Here is a 20,643-nt window from a genome sequence, read left to right as displayed (position 1 = left end):
TCTCGTGAACCATTTCGACTACCGCGACGGCGTGCTTCATGCCGAGGACGTGGCGATATCGGACATCGCCGCAACCGTCGGCACGCCATTCTACTGCTATTCGACGGCCACGCTGACCAGGCACTACCACGTCTTCGTCCAGGCATTTGCCGGGCTCGATGCACTGGTCTGCTACGCCATGAAGGCGAATTCCAATCAGGCGGTGCTCAAAACCCTGGCCAGGCTCGGCGCCGGAGCCGACGTGGTGTCGGAAGGCGAGTTGCGGCGCGCGCTGGCAGCCGGCATCCCGGCCAGCAAGATCCTGTTCTCCGGCGTCGGCAAGACCGCGCGTGAGATGGACTTTGCGCTGGCAGCCGGCATCCTGTGCTTCAACGTCGAATCCGAGCCCGAACTCGAACTGCTCTCGTCGCGCGCCGTTGCCCTGGGCAAGGTGGCGCCGGTCTCGCTGCGCATCAATCCGGATGTCGACGCCAGGACGCACAAGAAGATCTCGACAGGCAAAGCCGAGAACAAATTCGGCATCCCATGGCAGAAGGCGCGTCAGGTCTATGCGCGCGCGGCTGAATTGCCGGGCATCAAGGTCACCGGCATCGACACCCATATCGGCAGCCAGATCACCGAGCTGCAACCCTTCGACGATGCCTTCGCGCTTTTGGTGGAACTGGTCGGCGCGCTGCGCGCCGACGGCCATGCCATCGAGCATGTCGATCTCGGCGGCGGTCTCGGCATTCCCTACCGCGTCGACAACAACCCGCCACCGCTCCCCGACGCCTACGCGCAGATCGTCCGCAAGCACGTCACCAAGCTTGGCTTGAAGGTGATGTTCGAGCCGGGCCGGCTGATCGTTGGCAATGCCGGTATCCTCGTCTCGCAAGTGATCTTCGCCAAAGAAGGCGATGCCAAGAATTTCCTCGTCGTCGACGCCGCCATGAACGACCTGATCCGGCCGACGCTCTACGACGCTTTCCACGACATAAGACCGGTGGTGCTGCCCCCCGCCGACGCGCCGCGCATGACGGTCGATATCGTCGGCCCGGTCTGCGAGACCGGCGACTATCTCGGCCTCGACCGCGACCTGCCAAAGCTCAAGTCCGGCGACCTGATCGCCATCGCCACCGCCGGCGCCTATGGCGCGGTGCAGGCGGGCACCTACAACACCCGCCTGCTGGTGCCGGAAGTGCTGGTCGACGGCGATCGTTTCCACGTCGTGCGCCCGCGCCAGACCTATGACGAACTGATCGGCCTGGATTCGATCCCCGACTGGCTTGCATACTAGCTATAGCCGGTTCTGGATGAGCGCTCTTGTCTCGGCGATCCTGTCCTCGTCGCGGCGATAGAATGTCCATTGCTTGATGCGCTTGGCCCGTAACAGCCCTGCCTGCGTGAGCACACGCATGTGCTCGCTGAGCGTCGCCTGGGTAATGCCGAGCTTTTCGGCGATCAGCAGCGCACAGACGCCGTCCTCGACCAGATCGCCATCCGCCTGGGCCGGGAAATGCGCGCGCGGATCCTTCAGCCAGTCGAGGATCCGCAGCCTTCGTTCGTTGGCAATCGCCTTGAACACGTCAACCTCTTGCATTTAGGCATTTTGCCAAGTTACTAATTGCTGTCAATCCCAAGGAGATGGCCATGACCAACGGCAACACCATAACGCGCGAACGCATCGCGATGATGGAACCGCGCATCCGTCGCTATGTGCGCCACACGCCGGTGCTGCGCGTCGACATGGCCGACTTCAACCGGCCGCCGCTGGCGGTCGATCTCAAACTCGAATGCCTGCAGCATTCCGGTTCGTTCAAGGCGCGCGGCGCGTTCACCAATCTTCTCGAGCGGCAGGTCCCCGGGGCCGGTGTCGTCGCCGCCTCGGGCGGCAATCATGGAGCGGCGGTGGCGTATGCCGCCATGCGTCTCGGCCACAGGGCGACCATCTTCGTTCCGGAGGTGAGCCCGCCGGCCAAGCTGGAGCGCATTCGCAGCTACGGCGCCGAGCTGGTCGTCGGCGGCGCCCGCTATGCCGAGGCGCTGGCCGCCAGCGAACGTTTCGCCGAGCAAACCGGCGCCTTGCAGATCCACGCTTTCAACCAGGAGGAAACGCTTATCGGGCAAGGCACGCTCGGGCTGGAAATCGAGAACGACCTGCCTGAGATCGACACTTTGCTGGTCGCCGTGGGCGGCGGCGGCCTGATCGGCGGCATCGCCGCCTGGTTCGCCGGCCGTATCCGCATCGTCGCCGTAGAACCCGAGGGCGCGCCGACACTCTATCGCGCCCTCGAGGCCGGCCATCCGGTCGATGCGCCGGCCGAGGGCATCGCCGCCGATTCCCTGGCGCCCAAACGCGTCGGCGAGATGATGTTCCCGATCGCCGAGGCCTTCGTGGAACGCTCCATCCTGGTCAGCGACGACGACATCGTCGTCGCCCAGAAGGCGCTGTGGGACCGGGTGCGGATCATCTCGGAACCCGGTGGCGCCGCGGCGTTCGGCGCCATCCTGTCCGGCCGCTATGCGCCGGCACCCGGCGAACGGCTCGCCGTCCTGGTCTGCGGCGCGAACGCAAACCCGGCGAAATTCTGATCGCTGCGCCTTTCTCTCCTTCACGTTTTTCAGGAACTGCCTCGCCTTCGCCGCGTTTGCTGGGTATTCTTCGAGTCGTGAGGTTCGGGCCATCCCGCCCGCTCCCTTGGAAGGGCCGATGACGGAACGACCGATCTTCAGCAGCGATCGCGGTCTCGCCGGGCGCCTGGCGCTCAGCCGGCTGGCGACGCGGGTGTCGATGATGGTCGAACGGGGCTGGCCGCTCCTGCTGCCGCTTCTCGTCGTCGCCAGCCTGTTTCTCAGCATTTCCTGGCTAGGGCTTTTCCCGCGCCTGCCCGATGCCGCGCGCATCGGGCTGGTCGCCGCCTTCGGCGTCGCGACACTGGCCGCGCTCTACCCGCTACGCTTTTTCCGCATGCCGGGCGGCGCCGAGATCGACCGCCGCATCGAGGCGGCCAACCATTTGCTGCACCACCCCGTCCAGACCCAGACGGACCGGCCGAGTGGTCGCGAAAGCAGCTTCTCGCAGGCGCTGTGGCGCGAGCACCAGAAGCGCATGGCCGACAGGCTCGACAGCCTCGGCGCCGACGTGCCGCGCACGCGCGTGCCGGAACGCGATCCCTGGGGATTGCGCGCCGTGGCGGCGCTTCTGCTCGTCACCGCCTTCGCTTTTTCCTTCGGACCGACCGGTGGCCGGATAGCCGACGCGTTCAGCGCCCAGGACGCGCATGACGCCGTGCCGCCGCGCATCGATGCATGGGTGACGCCGCCCGCTTATACCGGCAAGCCGCCGATTTTCCTGACCGCGGATGCCAACCAGGCGGCGCCGGCTTTCCACGTTCCCGAAGGCAGTGATGTTTCGCTGCGCGTCACCGGCGGCTCGGGCGAGGAGACGCTTGCCTATGCCGACAAGGATGGCAATGCGCGCGCCATCGATCCCGCCGACCCGCAGGCGGCCGCGGCCAAGCCGGCGGCAAGCCCGGCAGCGCAGTCCAAAGTGCGCCAGTTCATCGGCAAGCTGACGAGCGATGGCACGCTGACGCTGAAGTCGGGCGAGGACGAACTCGGCCGTTGGGCCTTCGCGGTGATCCCGGACAAGCCGCCGCAGATCCGTTTCGTCGGCGAGCCGAAGCGCGCTGTCAACGGCGCTTTCGAGCTCAACTACCAGATCGACGACGATTATGGCGCCGCCAACGCCAAGGCCGTGTTCGCGCTCGCCGATCCGCAGGCGCCCGATGCGCGTCCGCTCTACGGTCCGCCTGACATGCCGCTGACGCTGCCGCGCCGCGGTGGCAAGGCGAATGCCGCCCGGACCTCGAAGGACCTGACCGAGCACGTCTGGGCTGGCGCCGAGATCAAGTTGACGCTGGTCGCCACCGACGATGCCGGGCATACGGCGAGCAGCGAAACCAAGACGTTGGTGATGCCGGAGCGGCCGTTCTCCAATCCGCTGGCGCGAGCCGTTATCGAGCAGCGCCGCCTGCTGGCGCTCGACGCCAACGCCAAGCCGCGCGTGCTCGACCTGATGGATGCGATCACGCTGCGGCCCGAGGACACGTTCGACAACATGTCCCACTACCTCGCCATCATGAGCGCGCGCAGCCGGTTGAAGATGGCCGACAGCGACGACCAGTTGCGCAACGAGGTCTCCTATCTCTGGGAAATCGCGCTCGGCATCGAGGAGGGCAATCTCTCGGCTGCCGAGAAGCGGCTGCGCCAGGCGCAGCAGGCTTTGCAGGACGCTATCAAGAACGGCGCCAGCGACGCGGAGATCGAAAGGGCGATGAAGGAACTGCGCGAGGCGATGAACCAGTTCCTGCAGGAATTCGCCGAGCGCGCCAAGCAGAATCCCAACGCCCCGCAGATGCAGCAGAACGGCCAGGAACTGCGCCAGAGCGACATCGATCGCATGATGGACCAGATCGAGAACCTGGCGAAGTCCGGCGATCGCGACAAGGCGCAGCAATTACTGTCGCAGCTGCAGGACATGATGAACAACCTCCAGGCAGGCCGCCAGCAGCAGGGTGGCCAGCAGGACAGCCAGATGCGCCAGCAGATGGACAAGCTCGGCGACATCCTGCGGCGCCAGCAGGAGATGATGAACGATACCTTCCGCATGGACCAGATGCAGCGCGGCGAGCGCCAGCGCGGCCAGAACCGCGACGAACAGCTCGGCGAAGGCGGTGGCGAGGATCAGGACAGACCGGGCGCAGGCGAGGGCCGCGATCCGCTCGCCGGTCAAAAGCCGATGACGCCGCAGGAATTCGCCGATGCGCTGAAGCAGTTGCAGGAAGGCCAAGGCCAGTTGAAGAACGACCTCGAGCAGTTGAAGAAGGGGCTCGAAGGCATGGGCATGGAGCCCAATGAAGGCTTTGGCGAGGCCGGCAAATCAATGGGCAATGCCGAGCAGGCCCTGGGCGATGGTGAAGGTGATCAGGCCGTTGGCCACCAGGGGCGCGCGCTGGAGGCGCTGCGCAAGGGCGCCAAAGACATGATGAAGCAGATGCAGGCGATGCAGGGCGACGAAGGCGGCAGCCAGGAAGGCGGTCGCCAGCAGAACGCCGATCGCGATCCGCTCGGCCGGCCGCGTGCCAGCCAGGGTCCCGATTTCGGCGATTCGGTGAAGGTGCCGGACGAGATCGACGTGCAGCGCGCCCGCCAGATCCTGGAAGCGATCCGCAAGCGGCTCGGCAATGCGCTCAGCCCCGATATCGAGCGCAGCTATCTGGAACGGCTGCTGGAACTGAAATAGGGATCGCCGCCGCGGCATCCGCTGGGAGCGGCTGCAACATCATGCCCAAACTCGGCACAGTGACGCCCATCCTGCGCATCTTCGACATTGCCAAGGCCCACGAGTTTTACGTCGGCTTCCTCGGCTTCCAGGTGCTGTGGGAGCACCGCTTTGACGACAACGCGCCGCTTTACATGGCGGTCGGCCGTGACGGCTGCATCCTGCATCTGAGCGAACACCATGGCGACGGCGCGCCCGGCATCGCCATGCGCATCAAGGTCGAGGACATCGCCGCCCTGCATCGCGAGCTGATCGGCAAAGCATACCGTTTCGCCAGGCCGGGCCTGGAAAAGACGCCGTGGAAGACCCGCGAGGTGTCGGTTGCCGATCCGTTCGGCAACCGGCTGCATTTCTACGAGGATGCGGCCGGCTGAGTCTGCCTGTTGACGAACGCCTCGCGGATCGCCTCTTGCATGCCGTCGATCGCCTCGCCCGACGCATTCGGGTTGCGATGCATCACCACATTCGAGGAATCGATGTCGCCGAAACCGTCGGCGGACGTCAACTCGCGGCAGCCGTCCGGAATGTTGCTGCGCGAAATCGGTGCGATCGCCAGTCCCGAGGTGACGGCAAGCTTCAGGCCGCCGGTCGTGTCGCTGGTGTAGGCGACACGATAGCCGAGCCCGCGCTGCTCGAGCGATTTGATGGCGAAATCCTTGCACCAGCCGGCCCGGTTGTAGAGCGCGATCGGCACCGGACGCTCCTCATGCATGTTATGCAGGATCGATGTCACCCACACCGTCGGATCGTGCATCAGCACTTCGCCGCCTGAAGGATCCTGCCATTCGAACACCACGCAAAGATCGAGCTCGCCGGCGGCTAGCGCCGCTATCTGCGCCCCCGAATGGGCATAGCGCACGGTGACCTCGACCTTGGTGTGACGCTTTGAGAATGCGCCGAGCGCGCGCGACAGGATGGCATGGCCATATTCCTCCGGAATGCCGATCCGCACCGGCCCGCCGAGCGGCGCCGCCGCCATCGACGCTGCCGTCTCGTCGAGCAGCGAGACGATGCGGCGGGCATTGACGATCAGATCGCCGCCGCGCCGCGTCAGCGCCACGCCGCGCGACCCACGCTCGAACAGGCTGTCGCCGATGACGCTTTCGAGCTTCTTCATCTGCATCGAAACCGCCGATTGGGTGCGACCGGCCTGCTCGGCCGCCTTGGTGAAATTGCCTGCTTCGACAATGGCCACGAAGGTGCGCAGGAGATCGCTGTCGAGGGTGGGCCGCATCCTGTCCGCCATAAGGAATTTTGATTGCTGGTATCATTCCAATTCGTTTGCAACATGTCAAACACGGGATGATAGTTGCTTCACCCATTGGATATGTGGCTGAGGATTCGGCCACGGACCAATCAAGAGTCCTCACTCATGCCCGCTGCCCGAAACGGTGGCGGGTTCTTTTTAGCTTGCTGCAAGCTTGCTTGCGTCCTGGTACGGGAGCTTGGGATCCTTATGCGCAATCGGATGGTGCTGGGCATGCTGAGCCTGTGCCTGGGCGTGTTGGTCTTCTCGTTGCAGGACCCGCTGGTCAAGGCGGTGTCGGGCGGCTACCCCGTGACCGAGGTGATGGCCATCCGCGCGGTCGTCGCCCTGCCGATCCTGAACGTGCTCGTCCATGCCGATGTCGGGCTGCGTGCGATCCTGTCGCGGCGGTTCGGCGTGCTGACCATGCGCGCCTTCATTCAGTTCACCTCCTACACCATGTACTACCTCGCCATCGCCGCCTTGCCCCTGGCCGATGCCGTGGCGCTCTATTTCATGGCCCCGCTCTGCATCATGGTGCTGGCCGGGCCCTATCTTGGCGAACGGGTCTCCTGGCAGACGCTGGCGACCGTGTTGATCGGGCTGCTTGGCGTCGTCGTGATGCTGCGCCCGGGTGCGGGACTGTTCGACTGGGCGGCGCTGCTGTCGCTGGGCTCCGCGGTGCTCTACGGCTTCTCGCAACTGATGGCGCGTAAGATCGGCGACACCGAATCCTCGACCGTGATGGCCTTCTACCAGAACGGTGCCTATCTCGCCGGCGCCGCACTGGTCGCAAGCCTGTTCTGGCTTGCCGGCATCAATCATGCCGCCCATCCCAGTCTGGAATTCCTGGTGCGGCCCTGGCTGTGGCCGACGCTGCCGGATTTCCTCAAGATGGCCGCCTGCGGCTTCGTCGCCTCCGCCGGCATGATCCTGCTGTCGCAGGCCTACCGGATGGCGCCGGCAAACCGCGTCGCCACCTTCGAATACACAGGCATCCTGTGGTCGCCGCTGTGGGGTTTTCTGTTCTTCGCCGAAGTGCCGCGGTCGACGACCGTGATCGGCGCCGCCCTTATCATCGGCGCCGGCCTGCTTGCGCTCAACACCGGACGGCGCAAGCTCCCCGTACTCGTCGCTGCCGATCCCGCCTGATCAGGCGAAAATGCTCAGCGCCCGTTCGACGCGTGAACGGATTTCGGCCAGCGTGAACGGCTTCTGCACGACGTCGAGGATGATGCCGTTCAACTCCTCGGCGCGCTCGCGCTGATCGGCATAGCCGGTCATCAGCAGTATCTTCATCGACGGGAAAAATGCCGAGGCTGCAATCGCCATCTCGATGCCGTCCATCTCGGGCATGCGGATGTCGGAGACGACGAGATCATAGGCGCCCTTCGCGGCGCGTATCAGCGCCAGTCCTTGCGCGCCGTCGGCGGCGATGTCGATTGCGTGTCCGGCGCGTTCGAGCGCCCGGGCTGCGAGGGTGCGGACGGACTCATCGTCCTCAACGATCAGAAGCTTTGCCATGGCCGGCATGTTTGGCGAGCAAACGTTGACTTTTTCTGAAAGGCCCGGCGCTCCGGCATGGGTTATTTTCTTGAAGCCGTTAAGGCCTTTTTCAGTATTTGCCGCTGCCTCACGCATCGCCTTTGACGACGCCGACGAACGGCAGTTCGCGAAAGGCGTGCGCGACATCCATGCCGTAGCCGACGACGAAATAATCCGGACAGTCGAAGCCGACATAATCGGCATTGAGGGTGGTCTGGCGGCGCATGCGCTTGTCGAGCAGCACCGCGATGGCGCAGCTTCTGGCGCCGCGTGACAGCATCAGGTCGCGGGTGAAGCTCAGCGTCTTGCCCGACTCCAGAATGTCGTCGATCAGAAGCACGTCGCGGCCGGCGACCTCGTTGTCGATGTCGCGCAGCACCCTCACCTCGCCGCTTGTGGTGCCGGCGCCATAGCTGGAGATGAAGATGAACTCGACCTCCGGCGACAGGCCGACATCATGCATGGCGCGGATAAGGTCTGCGGCGAAGATGAACGAGCCCTTCAGCACCGAGATCACCAGAAGATCGTGATAGTCGTGCCCGGCGATCTCCTTGGCGAGTTCGAGATTGCGTCGGGCGATGGCCGACGCCGAAAACAGGACCTCGATGTCCTTGCCGCGCACAACTGGCATTCTTCGTCCCTTCAAGATTTTCAAAGGCCTTCGCGCACCGGAAGCGCTGACATCAGCCGTTTGCGGGCCGGCCTCACCTGTCGCACATGCTATTCCGCGAAGGTGACCGACACCGTCCTTACGCCGTTTCTAGGCACGTCAAGCCGGCTGGCAAAGCCGAATCTTTCACTTGGCGCCAATGAGCGGCTGGATGTCCCCAAAGTATAGCGCGTTGTGCGCCCGTCATTGCCGGTGACGCGGATCTCGAGCGGCGGCAGCGTCGCCGGATTTGCACCGTCATTGGCGGCCTCGCCGTCGACGAACAGCACGGGGTTCGCCCCAGACGCGTCCACGCGGGACGTCACCCCTGAAATGCTCAACGCCGAGCCCGGTCCGCCCGCGGCGGGCGGCGCCTGGCGCACCAGTGCATGCCCGCCGGAGATCCAGAAGGCGGCAAAGGCGGCGCCGACACCGGCGATCCAGAAGATCGGACCGCCGCGCGGCGCCGGCGGCCGCACTGGCGGCGGCTCGGGCTTGCGCAGCATGTCCATGCCTTCGAGGGATGGCATGGACATCACGCGCCGCGGTGAAATGGCCTCGGCATGGGGCGCGGCCCGCGGCACCACCACATAGTCGGCATCGACGATATCCGCCGCGCCAGCGCGCAGGATACGCTCCGGCGCGGCATTTGCCGACGGATCGGTCATGATTTCGCCGGAAACCGGGCGCGCGGTTCGATCCTCAGCCATCATGGCCCCAGCATTGCAGCACGTTCGCTTTTCGTTTCTTTTGCGTAAAGGCAAATGGTTAACGCTTCCCCACTGGAGCCCTTGTGACGAGCCGAAACAACCCGCTAATTAACCGCCGGTTAACCATGCCGGCCGATGGTCTTTTCCCAGAACAGGCCGGCTTGCCGCCGACGGATTCCGATTTCAGGTCAAATCGACCTGAAATCTGAATCCGCCTCCGAATTAGAGTGATAGAGCATGATGTCGCCCGAAAACCGCCTCACACTTTTCGGCATCACGCTCTAGGAATTTCAGGTCGCCGAAAGTGATTCGCTTCGAAAATGTCGGCCTCCGCTATGGCATGGGTCCGGAAATCCTCCGCGACATTTCCCTGCACATACCGGAGCGCTCGTTCCAGTTCCTGAGCGGGCCTTCGGGCGCCGGCAAGACGACGTTGCTGCGGCTTCTCTTCATGTCGCTGAAGCCGACGCGTGGGCTGATCACCATCTTCGGCAAGGACCGCTCGCGCATTTCGCGCGCCGAACTGCCGCATCTCAGGCGCCGCATCGGCGTGGTGTTCCAGGATTTCCGCCTGCTCGACCACATGACCACCTATGAGAATGTCGCGTTGCCCTTGCGCGTGCGCGGGCGCGAGGAGGCGAGCTACCGCACCGACGTCACCGAGCTGTTGAAATGGGTCGGGCTCGGCGAACGCATGCATGTGCTGCCGCCGGTCCTGTCGGGCGGCGAGAAGCAGCGGGCCGCGATCGCCCGCGCCCTGATCGAGCAGCCGGAGATCCTGCTGGCCGACGAGCCGACCGGCAATGTCGATCCGCCGCTGGCGCGACGCCTGCTCAGGCTCTTCATCGAACTCAACCGCCTGGGCACCGCCGTGGTGATCGCGACCCACGATCTCGGCCTGATGGAGCAGGTCGATGCGCGCCGCATGATCCTGGCCGGCGGGAGGCTTGATGTCTATGACTGAGCTTTCCGCCGAACACCTCGACGCACAGGCCGACGAAGCGGCCGCGCCAAGGCCGCGCGTCCAGCGCAAGATGGCGCCCATCGTGCCGGCGCAGAACATCGCCGGCCGCGCCCTGGTGCTGGTCATCGCCATCATGACCTTCCTGTCCTGCCTGACCTTCGGCGCGGTTACCCTGGTGCGCGACACCGCCTCGGTCTGGGAAAACCAGATCTCGCGCGAGGCGACGATCCAGATCAAGCCGGTCGACGGCCTCGACATGGAGGCAGCCCTTGCCCAGGCCTCGCAGATCGCCGGCGAATTCCCCGGCGTGAAGGCGACCAGGATCATCGACCGCGACGCCACCGCCAGATTGCTGGAGCCGTGGCTGGGTTCGGGCCTCAACATCGACGAACTGCCGGTGCCGCGGCTGATCATCGTCACCATCGACGAGAGCAACCCGCCCGATTTCGCCGCCATGCGCGCCGCGATCACGCCGAAGCTGCCGAGCGCATCGCTTGACGATCACCGCACCTGGGTGGACCGGCTGGTGGCCATGGCCCGCACCACGGTGACCATCGGTATCGCGGTGCTGGCGCTGATGCTCTCGGCGACGGTGCTGACCGTGGTGTTCGCCACGCGCGGCGCCATGGCCGGCAACGGCCACATCATCGAGGTGCTGCATTTCGTCGGCGCCGAAGCGCGTTTCATCGCCCGCGAGTTCCGTCGCCATTTCCTGATCACCGGCATGAAGGGCGCGGCCGCCGGCGGAGCCGCCGCGGTCGCCGTCTTCATCGTCTTTTCCTGGTGGTCCTCGCGCAACATGGCGACCCCGCAGGCCGACCAGGCGACTGCGCTATTCGGCAACTTCGCCATCGGCTCGGCCGGCTATCTCGGTGTCGTGCTGATGGTGCTGGTCATCGGCGCGCTGACGGCTGCAACCTCGCACGCCACCGTCGTCGCCTATCTCAGCGACATCGACGTGCGCCAGCCTGAAGCATGACGACGTCGAATAACCAGGATCGATCACGCATGAAGAACCGCCGTAACGCAAATTGCGATTTTTACCTACCAAAGGCCGCATTTCGGGATTAACCATGCCATGATGGAGGTGCGGGACTCGACCAGTACCGTTGGACCGATGCCGGCGTTGGCGGCGCGTCCGCATGGACGCGGCCGGGTTTCGGCCGTGCTGCGCGTTTCTTCTTTCGCCTTGCTTGCCCTGGTCGCCCTGTTTGCCGGCGGCTTCGGCTGGTTCGCCAACACCGTCAGCCATCTGACCACCCCTGCCAACCCGGCCAAGGCCGACGCGATCATCGTGTTGACCGGCGGCCAATCGCGCCTCGATGCGGCGATGGAACTGCTGGCGTCCGGCAAGGGCGCGCGGCTTTTGATCAGCGGTGTGCATCCCTCCGCCAGCCGGCGTCAGCTTCAGGCCGCGACCGGCGGTGACATCAGGCTGTTTTCCTGCTGCGTCGACATCGACCGCGCCGCGCTCGACACGATCGGCAATGCCGAGGAAAGCGCCAAATGGGTCGAGAGCCATGCCTACGGCACGGTGATCCTCGTCACCAACAATTACCACATGCCGCGCAGCCTGCTGGAAATGGGCCGGCTGCTGCACAAGGCCAAGCTCGAACCCTATCCGGTGGTCAACAGCAATCTCGACAATGGCGGCTGGCTGACCAAGCCGCGGGCGCTGCGCGTGCTGTTCACCGAATACAATAAATATCTGCTCGCATTGGCGCGCGGCATCGTTCCGGTGAAGCCGACGCCGGACGGCATCGCGTTGGCCGAGATCGCCGCCGGCAGCTGAACCTGCTCGTCATTTGGTGACGACGGATCCCGGCGCCTGCCGCAGGCGAGCGACTTCCTGTTCGAGCCGTTCGATCCGCCTGTCCCGTTCGGCCAGCGCCGCCGCCACATCGGCGGCCTCGAAACGCTGCGGAATGTGCTGCGGACAATTGGCATCCCAGGTCGCTACGGTGAACAGGATGACCTGTTCGGGCCGTGCCGCATAATCCCGCGGCATCAGCCTCGCCATCAACTCGGCGTCGCCTTCCACCACGCGCGCGCTGCCCCAGATCTTGACGCGCCGGCGATGGGCATAGTCGATGAGGAACAGGAAGGCCTGCGGATTGTCGGCGAGATTGCCCTGGGTGATGAACTGTCTGTTGCCGGCGAAATCGGCGAAGCCGATCGTCTTTTCATCGAGCACCTTGAGGAAGCCGGCCGGTCCGCCGCGATGCTGGATATAGGGCTGGCCAACACCGTTGGCCGTCGACAGGAAGACGCTGGTCTGCATCTCGATGAAGGCCGCAAGGTCCGATGTAATCACCGACTGCCAGCCACCGCGCTCCTCGACCCGGGAATAGGCCTGGCGAGAGCCCTTGCGGGCCTGGATCGCCTTGACGGTCGGCGTGAAAGCGACGTCGCTGGTAAAAGCATGCGCGTCCATCGGTAGCCTTTCTTACCCGGAGAGGTTAAAGCCCGAGTTCAGACAGCGACGGATGGTCGTCCGGCCGTCGGCCGAGCGGCCAGTGATATTTACGGTCGGCAGCGCCGATCGGCAGGTCGTTGATGCTGGCGATGCGCAGCCGCATCAGCCCATATTCGTCGAATTCCCAGTTCTCGTTGCCATAGCTGCGGAACCACGAGCCGCTGTCGTCATGCCACTCATAGGCGAAACGCACCGCGATACGGTTGCCATGGAAAGCCCAGACCTCCTTGATCAGCCGGTAGTCGAGTTCCCGGCTCCATTTGCGCGTCAGGAAAGCCTGGATGGCATCGCGGCCTTGCAGGAACTCGGCGCGATTGCGCCAGCGGCTGTCTACCGTATAGGCAAGCGCGACACGGGCTGGATCGCGCGAGTTCCAGGCATCCTCGGCCATGCGCGCCTTCTGCGCGGCGGTTTCCGCGGTGAATGGCGGCAGCGGCGGACGCTCTTGCGACATGACAATTCCTTTCTTGACCCGGGTCGTCTGCGTCACGGCCAATATGGAGGCTTCCATCAGACAGATGTAGATGCCATATTTGTAATCTATCCTTCCAATTTCCGGAAGAATCGATGGACCGGCTCGAAGCCATGTCGCTTTTTGTCGCCGCGGCGGAGGCCGGCAGCCTGTCTGCCGCCGCGCGCCGTTTTCGCATTCCGCTGGCGACGGTCAGCCGCAAGGTTTCCGACCTGGAACGGCATCTCAAGACCCGCCTTCTGAACCGCTCGACGCGCCGGCTGACGCTGACCGATGCGGGCCAGGCCTATCTTGCCGCCTGCCGTCGCATCCTGGGCGAGGTCGGCGAGGCCGAGCGCATGGCGGCCGGCGAATACAGCGCCCCGACGGGCGAACTGGCCATCACCGCGCCGGTCGTCTTCGGCCGCCTGCATGTGCTGCCGGTCGTGACCGGCTTCCTCGCCGCCTATCCCGACGTAGACATCCGCCTGACCCTGGCCGACCGCATAACCCGGTTGGTCGAGGACCATTTCGACCTCGCCATCCGCATCGGCCGGCTTCCCGACTCCAGTTTTGTCGCCATGCGGATCGGTACGATCCGCCGTGTCGTTTGCGCGAGCCCCGGCTATCTGGCCGAACGCGGCGCCCCGACGGCGCTTGCGGACCTCGAGTCCCACAGCTGCATTACCTTCGAAGGGCCGGGCGCGCTCTCGACATGGAGCTTCACCGTCGGGAAGGCCGAGATGCCGATTCGGGTCCGCTCGCGGCTTCAGGTCAACACCGCCGAAGCTGCGATCGATGCCGCGCTCGCCGGCGTCGGGCTGACGAGGGTGCTGTCCTACCAGGTCGACGCGGCGGTGCGGTCAGGCGCGCTGTGCGTGCTGCTGCGGGAGTTCGAACCGGAACCCTGGCCGGTAAGCCTGGTGCACGCAGGCCACGGCTTGCTGCCGGTCAAGCTGCGCGCATTTCTTGACTTCGCCGCCCCGCGCCTGAAAGAAAGACTGGCGCGGCTGATGTAGCGCGGCTGGGCCGTGGGCGAAGCCGAAACGTCTTTCGGCGCCGTTCGTGGGCATCTTCGACCATTTCCTTTTTGCGCCCGCTTGGTGTAACCAACGCACACCTCCTTACCGGGCCTCCCCCAATGCTCCAAGTCCGATCGCTGGCGTTCAATTTCGTCTTCTACGTCAATCTGATCGTCCAGATGATCCTCTGGACTCCCTATTATTTCCTGTCGCCGCGCCATCGCGCCTGGTTCGTGCCGAAATTCTGGTCGCGCACCTCGATGTGGCTCTACGACAAGATCGCCGGGACCAAGAGCGACATCACCGGGCTGGAAAATCTGCCCGAAGGTTCCTTCATCCTGGCGCCCAAGCACCAGTCCTTCTGGGACGCGATCGCCTTCTTCCCCTATCTCCAGGATCCACTCTACATTCTGAAGCGCGAGCTGACCTGGATTCCGTTCTTCGGCTGGTACATCCTGAAAATGCGCATGATCCCGGTCGACCGCGGCAGCCGCTCCAAGGCGCTGAAGGCGGTGGTTGCGGCGACCAAGGAAGAAATCGCGCGCAACCCGCGGCAGCTCATCATCTATCCCGAAGGCACCCGCCGCGCGCCCGGCGACGAACCCGCCTACAAATACGGCATCGTCGAAATCTATGCGCAGCTCGGCATTCCCGTGGTGCCGGTCGCCCATGTTGCCGGCCTCTATTGGCCGCGCCGCAAGTTCCTGCGCTATCCCGGCACCATCAAGGCGCGCTTCCTGCCGCCGATCCCGCCGGGCCTGGACAAGGAGGAATTCATGCGGCGGCTGATCGGCGAAACCGAAACCGCCTGCGACCAGTTCCTCATCGACGCGTCCCGTGCACCCAATCCGCCCGCCTTGCCGCCGACGGCGGTCAAGCGGCTGCGGGAACTCGGCGCCAAAGCCTGAAGTGCGGCCTTCGGCGCGCCGATGGCGGCTCGCGCAACGTTCAAGCGAACACAGCCAGTGCGGTCGTCAGCACCAGCGTCGCGGCAAAGACCAGATTGATGATGCGCGAAGCCACCGGCCTGCGAAGAAAGCGCGCGAAAGCAGCGCCCGCAAGCAGCCACACGGCATGGATGGCGACGATCATGAATGCGAGAGCGGTCAGCTTCGGCCCGGTGCCGATGGCGCCGGCGCCCGAATCCGCGGACGCGCCGGCGAACACCGCGGCGATGGCCACATAAGCCTTCGGGTTGGCCACCGCCAGCAGGAACCCGCCGGTGAATGTCGGTCGCGCGGCCTCGCCGGCATCCGCCGCCAGGGGCGGCGCGCTGGCAATCTTGAACGCGAGATGGAGGATATAGGCAGCCGACGCCGCGACAAGCAGCGGCGCGAGCCGCGGCATCGCGGCAAGCATGGCGCTCACCCCGCTTGCCACGACCAGAAGCACGGTGATCGTGCCCAGGATGACCCCCAAGGCGTAGCTCAGGGAACGGCGCAGGCCGAACGCCGCGCCGACGGCGGTGACGCTTATCGTCGCCGGTCCTGGGCTGCCCATGACGGCCGTGGCGGCAAGCATCAGCGCAACGAGCTGACGCCACATATCCGGCTGCGAAAAAAGCGGGCCTGCCATCCGCGCCTCCTGTCTTGCCAAGCGTCAATGACGGTATGGCAAGGTCGGGGCGACCGTCTTGGACGATCGTGCGCGCTGCTGACGGCTCAGCCGCTCGCCTTGTCGAGCTCGGCCATGTCGTCGGCGCTCAGCTCCAGCGACACCGCCTTGATCAGGCTGTCCATCTGTTCAGGCTTGGTGGCGCTGGCGATAGGCGCGGTGACGCCCGGCCGGGCAATGACCCAGGCAAGCGCCACTTCCGCCTGTTTGGCCGAATGCCTGGCGGACACCGCGTCGAGTGCCGCGAGGATGCGCATACCGCGCGCATTGAGGTAATCTTTCACGCCGCCGCCGCGCGGGCTTTGACCGAGATCGGCCTCGCTGCGGTATTTGCCGCTCAAGAAACCCTTGGCCAGGCTGAAATAGGTGATCACGCCGATGTCCTCCGCCATGCAGAGATCGCGCAGCGGGCCATCGAACGACGAGCGGTCGTAGAGATTGTATTCCGGCTGCAGCACTTCATAGCGCGGCAGGCTGCGCAGGCTTGCCACGTCGAGCGCGGCGCGCAACTGGCCGGCGTCGAGATTCGAGCAGCCGGCATAACGGATCTTGCCCTTGGCGAGGAGCTTTTCATAGGCGCCGAGGGTTTCCTCATAGGGCGTGGTTGGATCCGGCCAGTGCGACAGATAAAGATCGATGAACTCGGTCTGAAGCCGCTTCAGCGATGCATCGACGGCCTTTTCGATGTAAGCGGCGGACAGGTCCTTGTGGCCCTGCCCCATGTCTGAGCCCACTTTGGTGATCACCACGACCTTATCGCGGTTGCCGCGGTCCTTCATCCATTTGCCGATGATGGTTTCCGATTCACCGCCCTCGTGGCCGGGCACCCAGCGCGAATAGGCGTCCGCTGTGTCGACCGCGTTCAGGCCGGCGCCGACGAAGCGGTCGAGCAGGTCGAACGACGTCTTCTCGTCGGCGGTCCAGCCGAAGACATTGCCGCCCAGAACCAGCGGCGCGATGGAAAGGTCGGTGCGACCGAGACGGCGTTTCTGCAAGGCTGATCTCCGTGTTGGTGGGATTGGGCGGCTATCGCCCGTTGAGAGTCGGAGCCTAACCTAGGTCTCGCCGCATCGAGGTCAAAGGCCTCACCGGGCTTTTCCGCAGAGCCAGCGCTTCACAAAGGCGCGATCCGCCTCGCCACGTCTTCCAGCCAGTGATCGCGAATGCCGAGCGCCCGGAGATGGTCCAGCGTGCTCGACACATAATCCTCATTATTGCCGGACTGGCCGACAGCGCCGCGCACCACATCAGCGGCGTGGGCCGCATCGAGCGCACCGGCATACTGCTCATGATTGCGGTCGACGATATAGGCCACGGCCTCGACCGTGCCGCCGCCGTCAAGGCGGACATTGAGCATGCGCTCGAGATAGACATTGGTGACCAGCTCGCGCTCACGCAGATAGGCGATGACCTCGTCCCGCAACTCGCCCGGCACCCGGAAAGCCAGCCCGACGCAGGAACCCCCGCGGTCAAGGCCGAGCACCAGCCCCGGACGTTCCCGCGTGCCGCGATGCACGAAGGAATAGACGCACAGCGCGCGACGATAGCCATGCAGGCGCGCCCGCCTTGTCTCGACATGCGCGAACCCCGGCCGCCATATCAACGAACCATAGCCAAACACCCAAAAATCGCCCATATCGCCGTGCCTGATTGCGTAAGAATGGCAGCACCACACCGGAATCGGTGTTTTTTCCGTCCATCTCTGTCTACCTTTTGTCGTTGCCAGAATCGACAGCCCGCCCACAGCCCCCATGCGTGAACGAGAACCGCAGCATGACGTCCACTGACGAACGCCAGCCGAAGCATCGCCGCCGCCTGTTCTGGCTTGCAGCGTTTGTCATCGCGCTGTTCGCCATCTACAGCGGCGGCTGGTTCTATCTCGCCGACAGGGTCCGGAGCGAAGCCGACAAGGCGATCGCCACGCTCAACAAGAGTGGCATCGAGGCCGGCTGCGCCAATCTCCAGGTCAGCGGTTATCCCCTGAGCTTCGCCGTCTCCTGCGACAATGTTGCTTATGAGGACGACGCCAAGAACCTTGCCGCCTCTGCCGGCTCCTTCAACGCCGTCGCCCAGATCATCCAGCCGCTGTCGCCGGTCGCGGACCTGCGCGGTCCGCTCAGGACCTCGGTTCCGGGCATGGTGCCGCTGTGGATCGACTGGGATGATCTTAAGGCCAACGTCAAGCTCTCATGGCCGCTGCCGCGACGCATTTCGCTCACGGCCGAGGGCCTGTCCGGCCAGACCGATCCGGCCGACGACACCGATCCGGTGCAACTGTTCAGCGCCGGCAAGGCGGCGGGCCAGCTGCAGCCGAACGGCAGGGATATCGACTATATCGGCAGCTTCGGCGATCTGGAGATCGATCCCGATGCGATCGGGGGCCGCGTCCTGCCGCCGCTCGACGCCAGTGGCGAGGCGACGCTGAAGAACGGCCTGGCCCTGATCGGCACGCAACTGAAAAGCCTGCGCGGCCAGGCCGTCGAGATCCGCAGGCTCGATTTGTCGTCGGGCACGGCGCACGTCACCGTTTCCGGGCCGCTGTCGGTCGACGCCGAGGGCCTGGTCGATGCCGATCTGATGATCAGACTGAAGGACCCGAAAGCCGTGGCCGCCATTCTCGGGGCCGCCATACCCGAACAGAAGAACCAGATCGAACAAGGCTTTGCCGCCCTGGCGCTGCTCGGCAACGAACCGTCGATGCCGCTCAAGGTGGTCAAGGGCAAGGCCTCGCTCGGCTTTATCCCGCTGGGCAAGATCAAGCCGGTCGACTAAGCATCCCCAATGGACAGACCGGCAAAACTCCTGAGCGTCGGCGCGCTGACGCTCGACACCATTCTTCGCGTCGAAGCGCTTCCCATCCATCAGGGCAAGTTCATGGCCGCCGATGGCGTCCAGATCGCTTCCGGCATGGCCACGAGTGCCGCCTGCGCCGCACGCCGGCTGGGCGCCGAAGTGTGGCTTTGGGCGAGCGCCGGCGATGATCAGGTCGGCGACCAGCTGATATCGGGCATCGAGGCGGAGGGCGTCGATTGCAGCCTCGTCCGTCGCGTCCCCGGAGCGTCCTCGGCGCTGGCCGCGATCCTTGTCGACGGCCATGGCGAGCGCATCATCGTGCCTTTCTACGATCAGCGCGCTCAGGCCGATCCCGACGGCTTGCCGGTCGCCGATCTCACGGCTTTCGATGCCGTGCTGGTCGATGTGCGCTGGCCGGGTGCGGCGGCGCTGGCGCTCAGCGCTGCGCGCGCTGCCCGCCGCCCTGGGATCCTCGATGCCGACACCGCGCCATTGGCAGTGCTGGAGCGGCTGTTGCCGCTCGCCTCGCACATCGTCGCCTCCGAACCGGCGGCGCGCATCGTCTGCGGCCAGGCGCTGGACCCGCAGGCCGCATGCGCCGACCTTGCGTCGCGCACCGACGCTTTCGTCGCGGTAACTGCCGGCGGGGCTGGAACCTGGTGGCATGACAGGCAGGCCGGTTGCGTACGCCACGTCGCTGCGCCAAGGGTCAAGGTGGTGGATACGCTGGCAGCCGGCGACGTCTTTCATGGCGCATTCGCAGCCGGATTGGCGCAAGCCATGCCGATCGAGCAGGCGCTACGCTTTGCCAGCGCGGCCGCGGCGCTCAAATGCCAGCGCTTCGGCGGCAGGCTGGGCGCGCCCGATCGTGCCGAGACACTGGCGATGATGGCGGCGACCTGGCCTGAAGGAGCCTAGTTTTTCGCCGGATGCTCGACCGCCTGGCGACCGAAATCCGGCACGTCGATGTCCTGGCCGGCCTCGATGATCGAGCGTCGCACGGCGCGGGTGCGGGTGAACAGGTCGAACAGCTTGTCGCCGTCGCCCCAGCGGATCGCCCGCTGCAGAAAAGCCAGATCCTCCGAGAACCGCGCCAGCATTTCCAGGATCGCGTCCTTGTTGTGCAGGCACACGTCCCGCCACATGGTCGGATCGGAGGCGGCGAGGCGCGTGAAGTCGCGGAAACCGGAAGCGGAATATTTGATGACTTCCGTCTTGGTCACCGATTCTAGGTCATCGGCGGTGCCGACGATGTTGTAGGCGATGATGTGCGGCAAATGCGAGACGATGGCCAGCGTCATGTCGTGATGCTGCGGATCCATCGTGTCGATGTTGGCGCCACAACGGCGCCAGAATTCGGAAAGCCTTTCCAGCGCGTCCGGATCCGTGTCCGGCAGCGGGGTGAAAATGCACCAGCGGTTGTCGAACAGATCGGCGAAACCGGCATCGGGCCCAGATTTCTCCGTGCCGGCCAGCGGATGGCCGGGAATGAAATGCACCCCACCGGGTATATGCGGCTGCATCTGTGCGATCACGGAAGCCTTGGTCGAGCCGACATCGGTGACGATGGCGCCCCTCTTCAGCGCCGGCGCGATCTCTTGCGCCACCGCGCCGGACGAGCCGACCGGCACCGAGACGATAACCAGGTCGGCATCGCGGACCGCTTCCTTGGCATCTATGGCGTAGGAGGAGCCCAGCCCAAGCTCTTGCGCCCGCGCCAGCGTCGCGGCGCTGCGCGTCGAGATGGCGACATGGCCGGCCAGGCCCTCGCGGCGGATGACGCGGGCCAGCGACGAGCCGATCAGGCCGATGCCGACCAGCGCGATCTTTTCGAACATCGGTGATGCCAT

General features: G+C 65.1%; 23 protein-coding genes. 12 read left to right on the top strand and 11 right to left on the bottom strand.

Annotated elements, in window-relative coordinates:
• Positions 1 to 4: 4 nt before the first annotated feature.
• Positions 5 to 1,276: a diaminopimelate decarboxylase gene (gene lysA, locus FJ946_RS10360; RefSeq protein ID WP_140565890.1), complete on the top strand. Its 1,272-nt coding sequence runs from the start codon at positions 5 to 7 to the stop codon at positions 1,274 to 1,276.
• Here the strand turns inward: lysA and FJ946_RS10355 are convergent, their stop codons facing one another.
• Positions 1,277 to 1,579, bottom strand: a complete 303-nt coding sequence (locus FJ946_RS10355; RefSeq protein ID WP_140513877.1) for a metalloregulator ArsR/SmtB family transcription factor — start codon at positions 1,577 to 1,579, stop codon at positions 1,277 to 1,279.
• A gap of 50 nt (positions 1,580 to 1,629) precedes the next feature.
• On the opposite strand from FJ946_RS10355, the gene FJ946_RS10350 reads away from it, so the two are divergent.
• The 3 genes from FJ946_RS10350 (at position 1,630) to FJ946_RS10340 (ending at position 5,697) form a co-directional block, all read left to right on the top strand.
• Positions 1,630 to 2,571 carry a threonine/serine dehydratase gene (locus FJ946_RS10350; protein WP_140565887.1) on the top strand — a complete coding sequence of 314 codons (942 nt, stop codon included), beginning with the start codon at positions 1,630 to 1,632 and terminating at the stop codon, positions 2,569 to 2,571.
• 118 nt (positions 2,572 to 2,689) lie between these two features.
• Positions 2,690 to 5,284: a TIGR02302 family protein gene (locus FJ946_RS10345; protein WP_140565885.1), complete on the top strand. Its 2,595-nt coding sequence runs from the start codon at positions 2,690 to 2,692 to the stop codon at positions 5,282 to 5,284.
• Between the two features lie 41 nt (positions 5,285 to 5,325).
• A complete protein-coding gene (locus FJ946_RS10340) occupies positions 5,326 to 5,697 on the top strand; it encodes a glyoxalase superfamily protein (RefSeq protein ID WP_140500793.1) in 372 nt (123 codons plus the stop codon).
• Here FJ946_RS10340 and FJ946_RS10335 read toward each other — a convergent pair.
• The gene (locus FJ946_RS10335) at positions 5,676 to 6,557 is read right to left on the bottom strand and encodes a LysR family transcriptional regulator (RefSeq protein WP_140500792.1); all 882 of its coding nucleotides are present in this window, start codon (positions 6,555 to 6,557) and stop codon (positions 5,676 to 5,678) included. The two genes, FJ946_RS10340 and FJ946_RS10335, sit on opposite strands and share 22 nt — an antisense overlap.
• Before the next feature lie 222 nt (positions 6,558 to 6,779).
• On the opposite strand from FJ946_RS10335, the gene FJ946_RS10330 reads away from it, so the two are divergent.
• On the top strand, positions 6,780 to 7,721 hold the full coding sequence (locus tag FJ946_RS10330; RefSeq protein WP_181167734.1) for a DMT family transporter: 942 nt from the start codon (positions 6,780 to 6,782) through the stop codon (positions 7,719 to 7,721).
• Here FJ946_RS10330 and FJ946_RS10325 read toward each other — a convergent pair whose 3' ends face one another.
• The 3 genes from FJ946_RS10325 to FJ946_RS10315 all read right to left on the bottom strand — a co-directional run bounded on the left by FJ946_RS10325 (position 7,722) and on the right by FJ946_RS10315 (position 9,476).
• On the bottom strand, positions 7,722 to 8,093 hold the full coding sequence (locus FJ946_RS10325; protein WP_181165388.1) for a response regulator: 372 nt from the start codon (positions 8,091 to 8,093) through the stop codon (positions 7,722 to 7,724).
• A 109-nt stretch (positions 8,094 to 8,202) separates the two neighbouring features.
• Positions 8,203 to 8,745: a hypoxanthine phosphoribosyltransferase gene (gene hpt / locus FJ946_RS10320; RefSeq protein ID WP_023677924.1), complete on the bottom strand. Its 543-nt coding sequence runs from the start codon at positions 8,743 to 8,745 to the stop codon at positions 8,203 to 8,205.
• An 89-nt stretch (positions 8,746 to 8,834) separates the two neighbouring features.
• Complete coding sequence (locus FJ946_RS10315; RefSeq protein ID WP_140565882.1) at positions 8,835 to 9,476, bottom strand: hypothetical protein; 642 nt, start codon at positions 9,474 to 9,476, stop codon at positions 8,835 to 8,837.
• Between the two features lie 301 nt (positions 9,477 to 9,777).
• Between FJ946_RS10315 and ftsE the strand changes: the two genes are divergently transcribed.
• The 3 genes from ftsE to FJ946_RS10300 all read left to right on the top strand — a co-directional run bounded on the left by ftsE (position 9,778) and on the right by FJ946_RS10300 (position 12,229).
• Positions 9,778 to 10,437: a cell division ATP-binding protein FtsE gene (gene ftsE, locus FJ946_RS10310; protein ID WP_140565880.1), complete on the top strand. Its 660-nt coding sequence runs from the start codon at positions 9,778 to 9,780 to the stop codon at positions 10,435 to 10,437.
• Positions 10,430 to 11,416 carry an ABC transporter permease gene (locus FJ946_RS10305; RefSeq protein WP_140500789.1) on the top strand — a complete coding sequence of 329 codons (987 nt, stop codon included), beginning with the start codon at positions 10,430 to 10,432 and terminating at the stop codon, positions 11,414 to 11,416. Before ftsE ends, FJ946_RS10305 begins: the two co-directional genes overlap by 8 nt.
• Before the next feature lie 99 nt (positions 11,417 to 11,515).
• Entirely contained in the window at positions 11,516 to 12,229 is a 714-nt protein-coding gene (locus tag FJ946_RS10300) for a YdcF family protein (RefSeq protein ID WP_140500788.1), read from the top strand.
• Positions 12,230 to 12,238: 9 nt separating this feature from the next.
• Here the strand turns inward: FJ946_RS10300 and FJ946_RS10295 are convergent, their stop codons facing one another.
• Both FJ946_RS10295 and FJ946_RS10290 read right to left on the bottom strand, forming a co-directional pair.
• Positions 12,239 to 12,871, bottom strand: coding sequence for a pyridoxamine 5'-phosphate oxidase family protein (locus FJ946_RS10295; RefSeq protein WP_140560175.1), 633 nt, complete (start codon positions 12,869 to 12,871; stop codon positions 12,239 to 12,241).
• Between the two features lie 25 nt (positions 12,872 to 12,896).
• Complete coding sequence (locus FJ946_RS10290; protein WP_140565877.1) at positions 12,897 to 13,367, bottom strand: DUF1348 family protein; 471 nt, start codon at positions 13,365 to 13,367, stop codon at positions 12,897 to 12,899.
• Positions 13,368 to 13,480: 113 nt separating this feature from the next.
• Between FJ946_RS10290 and FJ946_RS10285 the strand changes: the two genes are divergently transcribed.
• Both FJ946_RS10285 and FJ946_RS10280 read left to right on the top strand, forming a co-directional pair.
• Complete coding sequence (locus tag FJ946_RS10285) at positions 13,481 to 14,383, top strand: LysR family transcriptional regulator (protein WP_140500785.1); 903 nt, start codon at positions 13,481 to 13,483, stop codon at positions 14,381 to 14,383.
• A 122-nt stretch (positions 14,384 to 14,505) separates the two neighbouring features.
• Positions 14,506 to 15,294, top strand: coding sequence for a 1-acyl-sn-glycerol-3-phosphate acyltransferase (locus FJ946_RS10280; protein ID WP_140500784.1), 789 nt, complete (start codon positions 14,506 to 14,508; stop codon positions 15,292 to 15,294).
• A 40-nt stretch (positions 15,295 to 15,334) separates the two neighbouring features.
• Here FJ946_RS10280 and FJ946_RS10275 read toward each other — a convergent pair whose 3' ends face one another.
• The 3 genes from FJ946_RS10275 to FJ946_RS10265 form a co-directional block, all read right to left on the bottom strand.
• On the bottom strand, positions 15,335 to 15,961 hold the full coding sequence (locus FJ946_RS10275; RefSeq protein WP_140500783.1) for a LysE family translocator: 627 nt from the start codon (positions 15,959 to 15,961) through the stop codon (positions 15,335 to 15,337).
• A gap of 86 nt (positions 15,962 to 16,047) precedes the next feature.
• Entirely contained in the window at positions 16,048 to 16,995 is a 948-nt protein-coding gene (locus FJ946_RS10270) for an aldo/keto reductase (RefSeq protein ID WP_140558105.1), read from the bottom strand.
• Between the two features lie 119 nt (positions 16,996 to 17,114).
• Positions 17,115 to 17,636, bottom strand: coding sequence for a gamma-glutamylcyclotransferase (locus FJ946_RS10265; RefSeq protein ID WP_140500781.1), 522 nt, complete (start codon positions 17,634 to 17,636; stop codon positions 17,115 to 17,117).
• 137 nt (positions 17,637 to 17,773) lie between these two features.
• Here FJ946_RS10265 and FJ946_RS10260 point away from each other — a divergent pair, with 137 nt between their 5' ends.
• Together FJ946_RS10260 and FJ946_RS10255 are read left to right on the top strand one after the other, a co-directional pair.
• Positions 17,774 to 18,772 carry a DUF2125 domain-containing protein gene (locus FJ946_RS10260; protein WP_140565874.1) on the top strand — a complete coding sequence of 333 codons (999 nt, stop codon included), beginning with the start codon at positions 17,774 to 17,776 and terminating at the stop codon, positions 18,770 to 18,772.
• A 9-nt stretch (positions 18,773 to 18,781) separates the two neighbouring features.
• Complete coding sequence (locus FJ946_RS10255) at positions 18,782 to 19,711, top strand: sugar kinase (protein ID WP_140565871.1); 930 nt, start codon at positions 18,782 to 18,784, stop codon at positions 19,709 to 19,711.
• On the opposite strand, the gene FJ946_RS10250 is transcribed toward FJ946_RS10255, so the two are convergent.
• A complete protein-coding gene (locus tag FJ946_RS10250; RefSeq protein WP_181167284.1) occupies positions 19,708 to 20,643 on the bottom strand; it encodes a prephenate/arogenate dehydrogenase family protein in 936 nt (311 codons plus the stop codon). The genes FJ946_RS10255 and FJ946_RS10250 overlap by 4 nt on opposite strands.

The organism is Mesorhizobium sp. B2-4-7 (genome assembly GCF_006442685.1).
Taxonomy (GTDB): domain Bacteria; phylum Pseudomonadota; class Alphaproteobacteria; order Rhizobiales; family Rhizobiaceae; genus Mesorhizobium.
Note: the sequence above shows the minus strand (reverse complement) of the source record. Positions and strands in the feature narration are given on the sequence as shown.

Coding starts and splice junctions, on each gene's coding strand:
- FJ946_RS10280 (WP_140500784.1), top strand. CDS start 14,506: ATGCTCCAAGTCCGATCGCTGGCGTTCAATTTCGTCTTCTACGTCAAT.
- FJ946_RS10325 (WP_181165388.1), bottom strand. CDS start 8,093: ATGGCAAAGCTTCTGATCGTTGAGGACGATGAGTCCGTCCGCACCCTC.
- FJ946_RS10355 (WP_140513877.1), bottom strand. CDS start 1,579: ATGCAAGAGGTTGACGTGTTCAAGGCGATTGCCAACGAACGAAGGCTG.
- FJ946_RS10295 (WP_140560175.1), bottom strand. CDS start 12,871: ATGGACGCGCATGCTTTTACCAGCGACGTCGCTTTCACGCCGACCGTC.
- FJ946_RS10305 (WP_140500789.1), top strand. CDS start 10,430: ATGACTGAGCTTTCCGCCGAACACCTCGACGCACAGGCCGACGAAGCG.
- FJ946_RS10275 (WP_140500783.1), bottom strand. CDS start 15,961: ATGGCAGGCCCGCTTTTTTCGCAGCCGGATATGTGGCGTCAGCTCGTT.
- FJ946_RS10335 (WP_140500792.1), bottom strand. CDS start 6,557: ATGCGGCCCACCCTCGACAGCGATCTCCTGCGCACCTTCGTGGCCATT.
- FJ946_RS10330 (WP_181167734.1), top strand. CDS start 6,780: ATGCGCAATCGGATGGTGCTGGGCATGCTGAGCCTGTGCCTGGGCGTG.
- FJ946_RS10290 (WP_140565877.1), bottom strand. CDS start 13,367: ATGTCGCAAGAGCGTCCGCCGCTGCCGCCATTCACCGCGGAAACCGCC.
- hpt (WP_023677924.1), bottom strand. CDS start 8,745: ATGCCAGTTGTGCGCGGCAAGGACATCGAGGTCCTGTTTTCGGCGTCG.
- FJ946_RS10265 (WP_140500781.1), bottom strand. CDS start 17,636: ATGGGCGATTTTTGGGTGTTTGGCTATGGTTCGTTGATATGGCGGCCG.
- FJ946_RS10255 (WP_140565871.1), top strand. CDS start 18,782: ATGGACAGACCGGCAAAACTCCTGAGCGTCGGCGCGCTGACGCTCGAC.
- FJ946_RS10250 (WP_181167284.1), bottom strand. CDS start 20,643: ATGGCATCACCGATGTTCGAAAAGATCGCGCTGGTCGGCATCGGCCTG.
- FJ946_RS10350 (WP_140565887.1), top strand. CDS start 1,630: ATGACCAACGGCAACACCATAACGCGCGAACGCATCGCGATGATGGAA.
- FJ946_RS10300 (WP_140500788.1), top strand. CDS start 11,516: ATGATGGAGGTGCGGGACTCGACCAGTACCGTTGGACCGATGCCGGCG.
- FJ946_RS10285 (WP_140500785.1), top strand. CDS start 13,481: ATGGACCGGCTCGAAGCCATGTCGCTTTTTGTCGCCGCGGCGGAGGCC.
- FJ946_RS10260 (WP_140565874.1), top strand. CDS start 17,774: ATGACGTCCACTGACGAACGCCAGCCGAAGCATCGCCGCCGCCTGTTC.
- FJ946_RS10315 (WP_140565882.1), bottom strand. CDS start 9,476: ATGATGGCTGAGGATCGAACCGCGCGCCCGGTTTCCGGCGAAATCATG.
- FJ946_RS10345 (WP_140565885.1), top strand. CDS start 2,690: ATGACGGAACGACCGATCTTCAGCAGCGATCGCGGTCTCGCCGGGCGC.
- FJ946_RS10340 (WP_140500793.1), top strand. CDS start 5,326: ATGCCCAAACTCGGCACAGTGACGCCCATCCTGCGCATCTTCGACATT.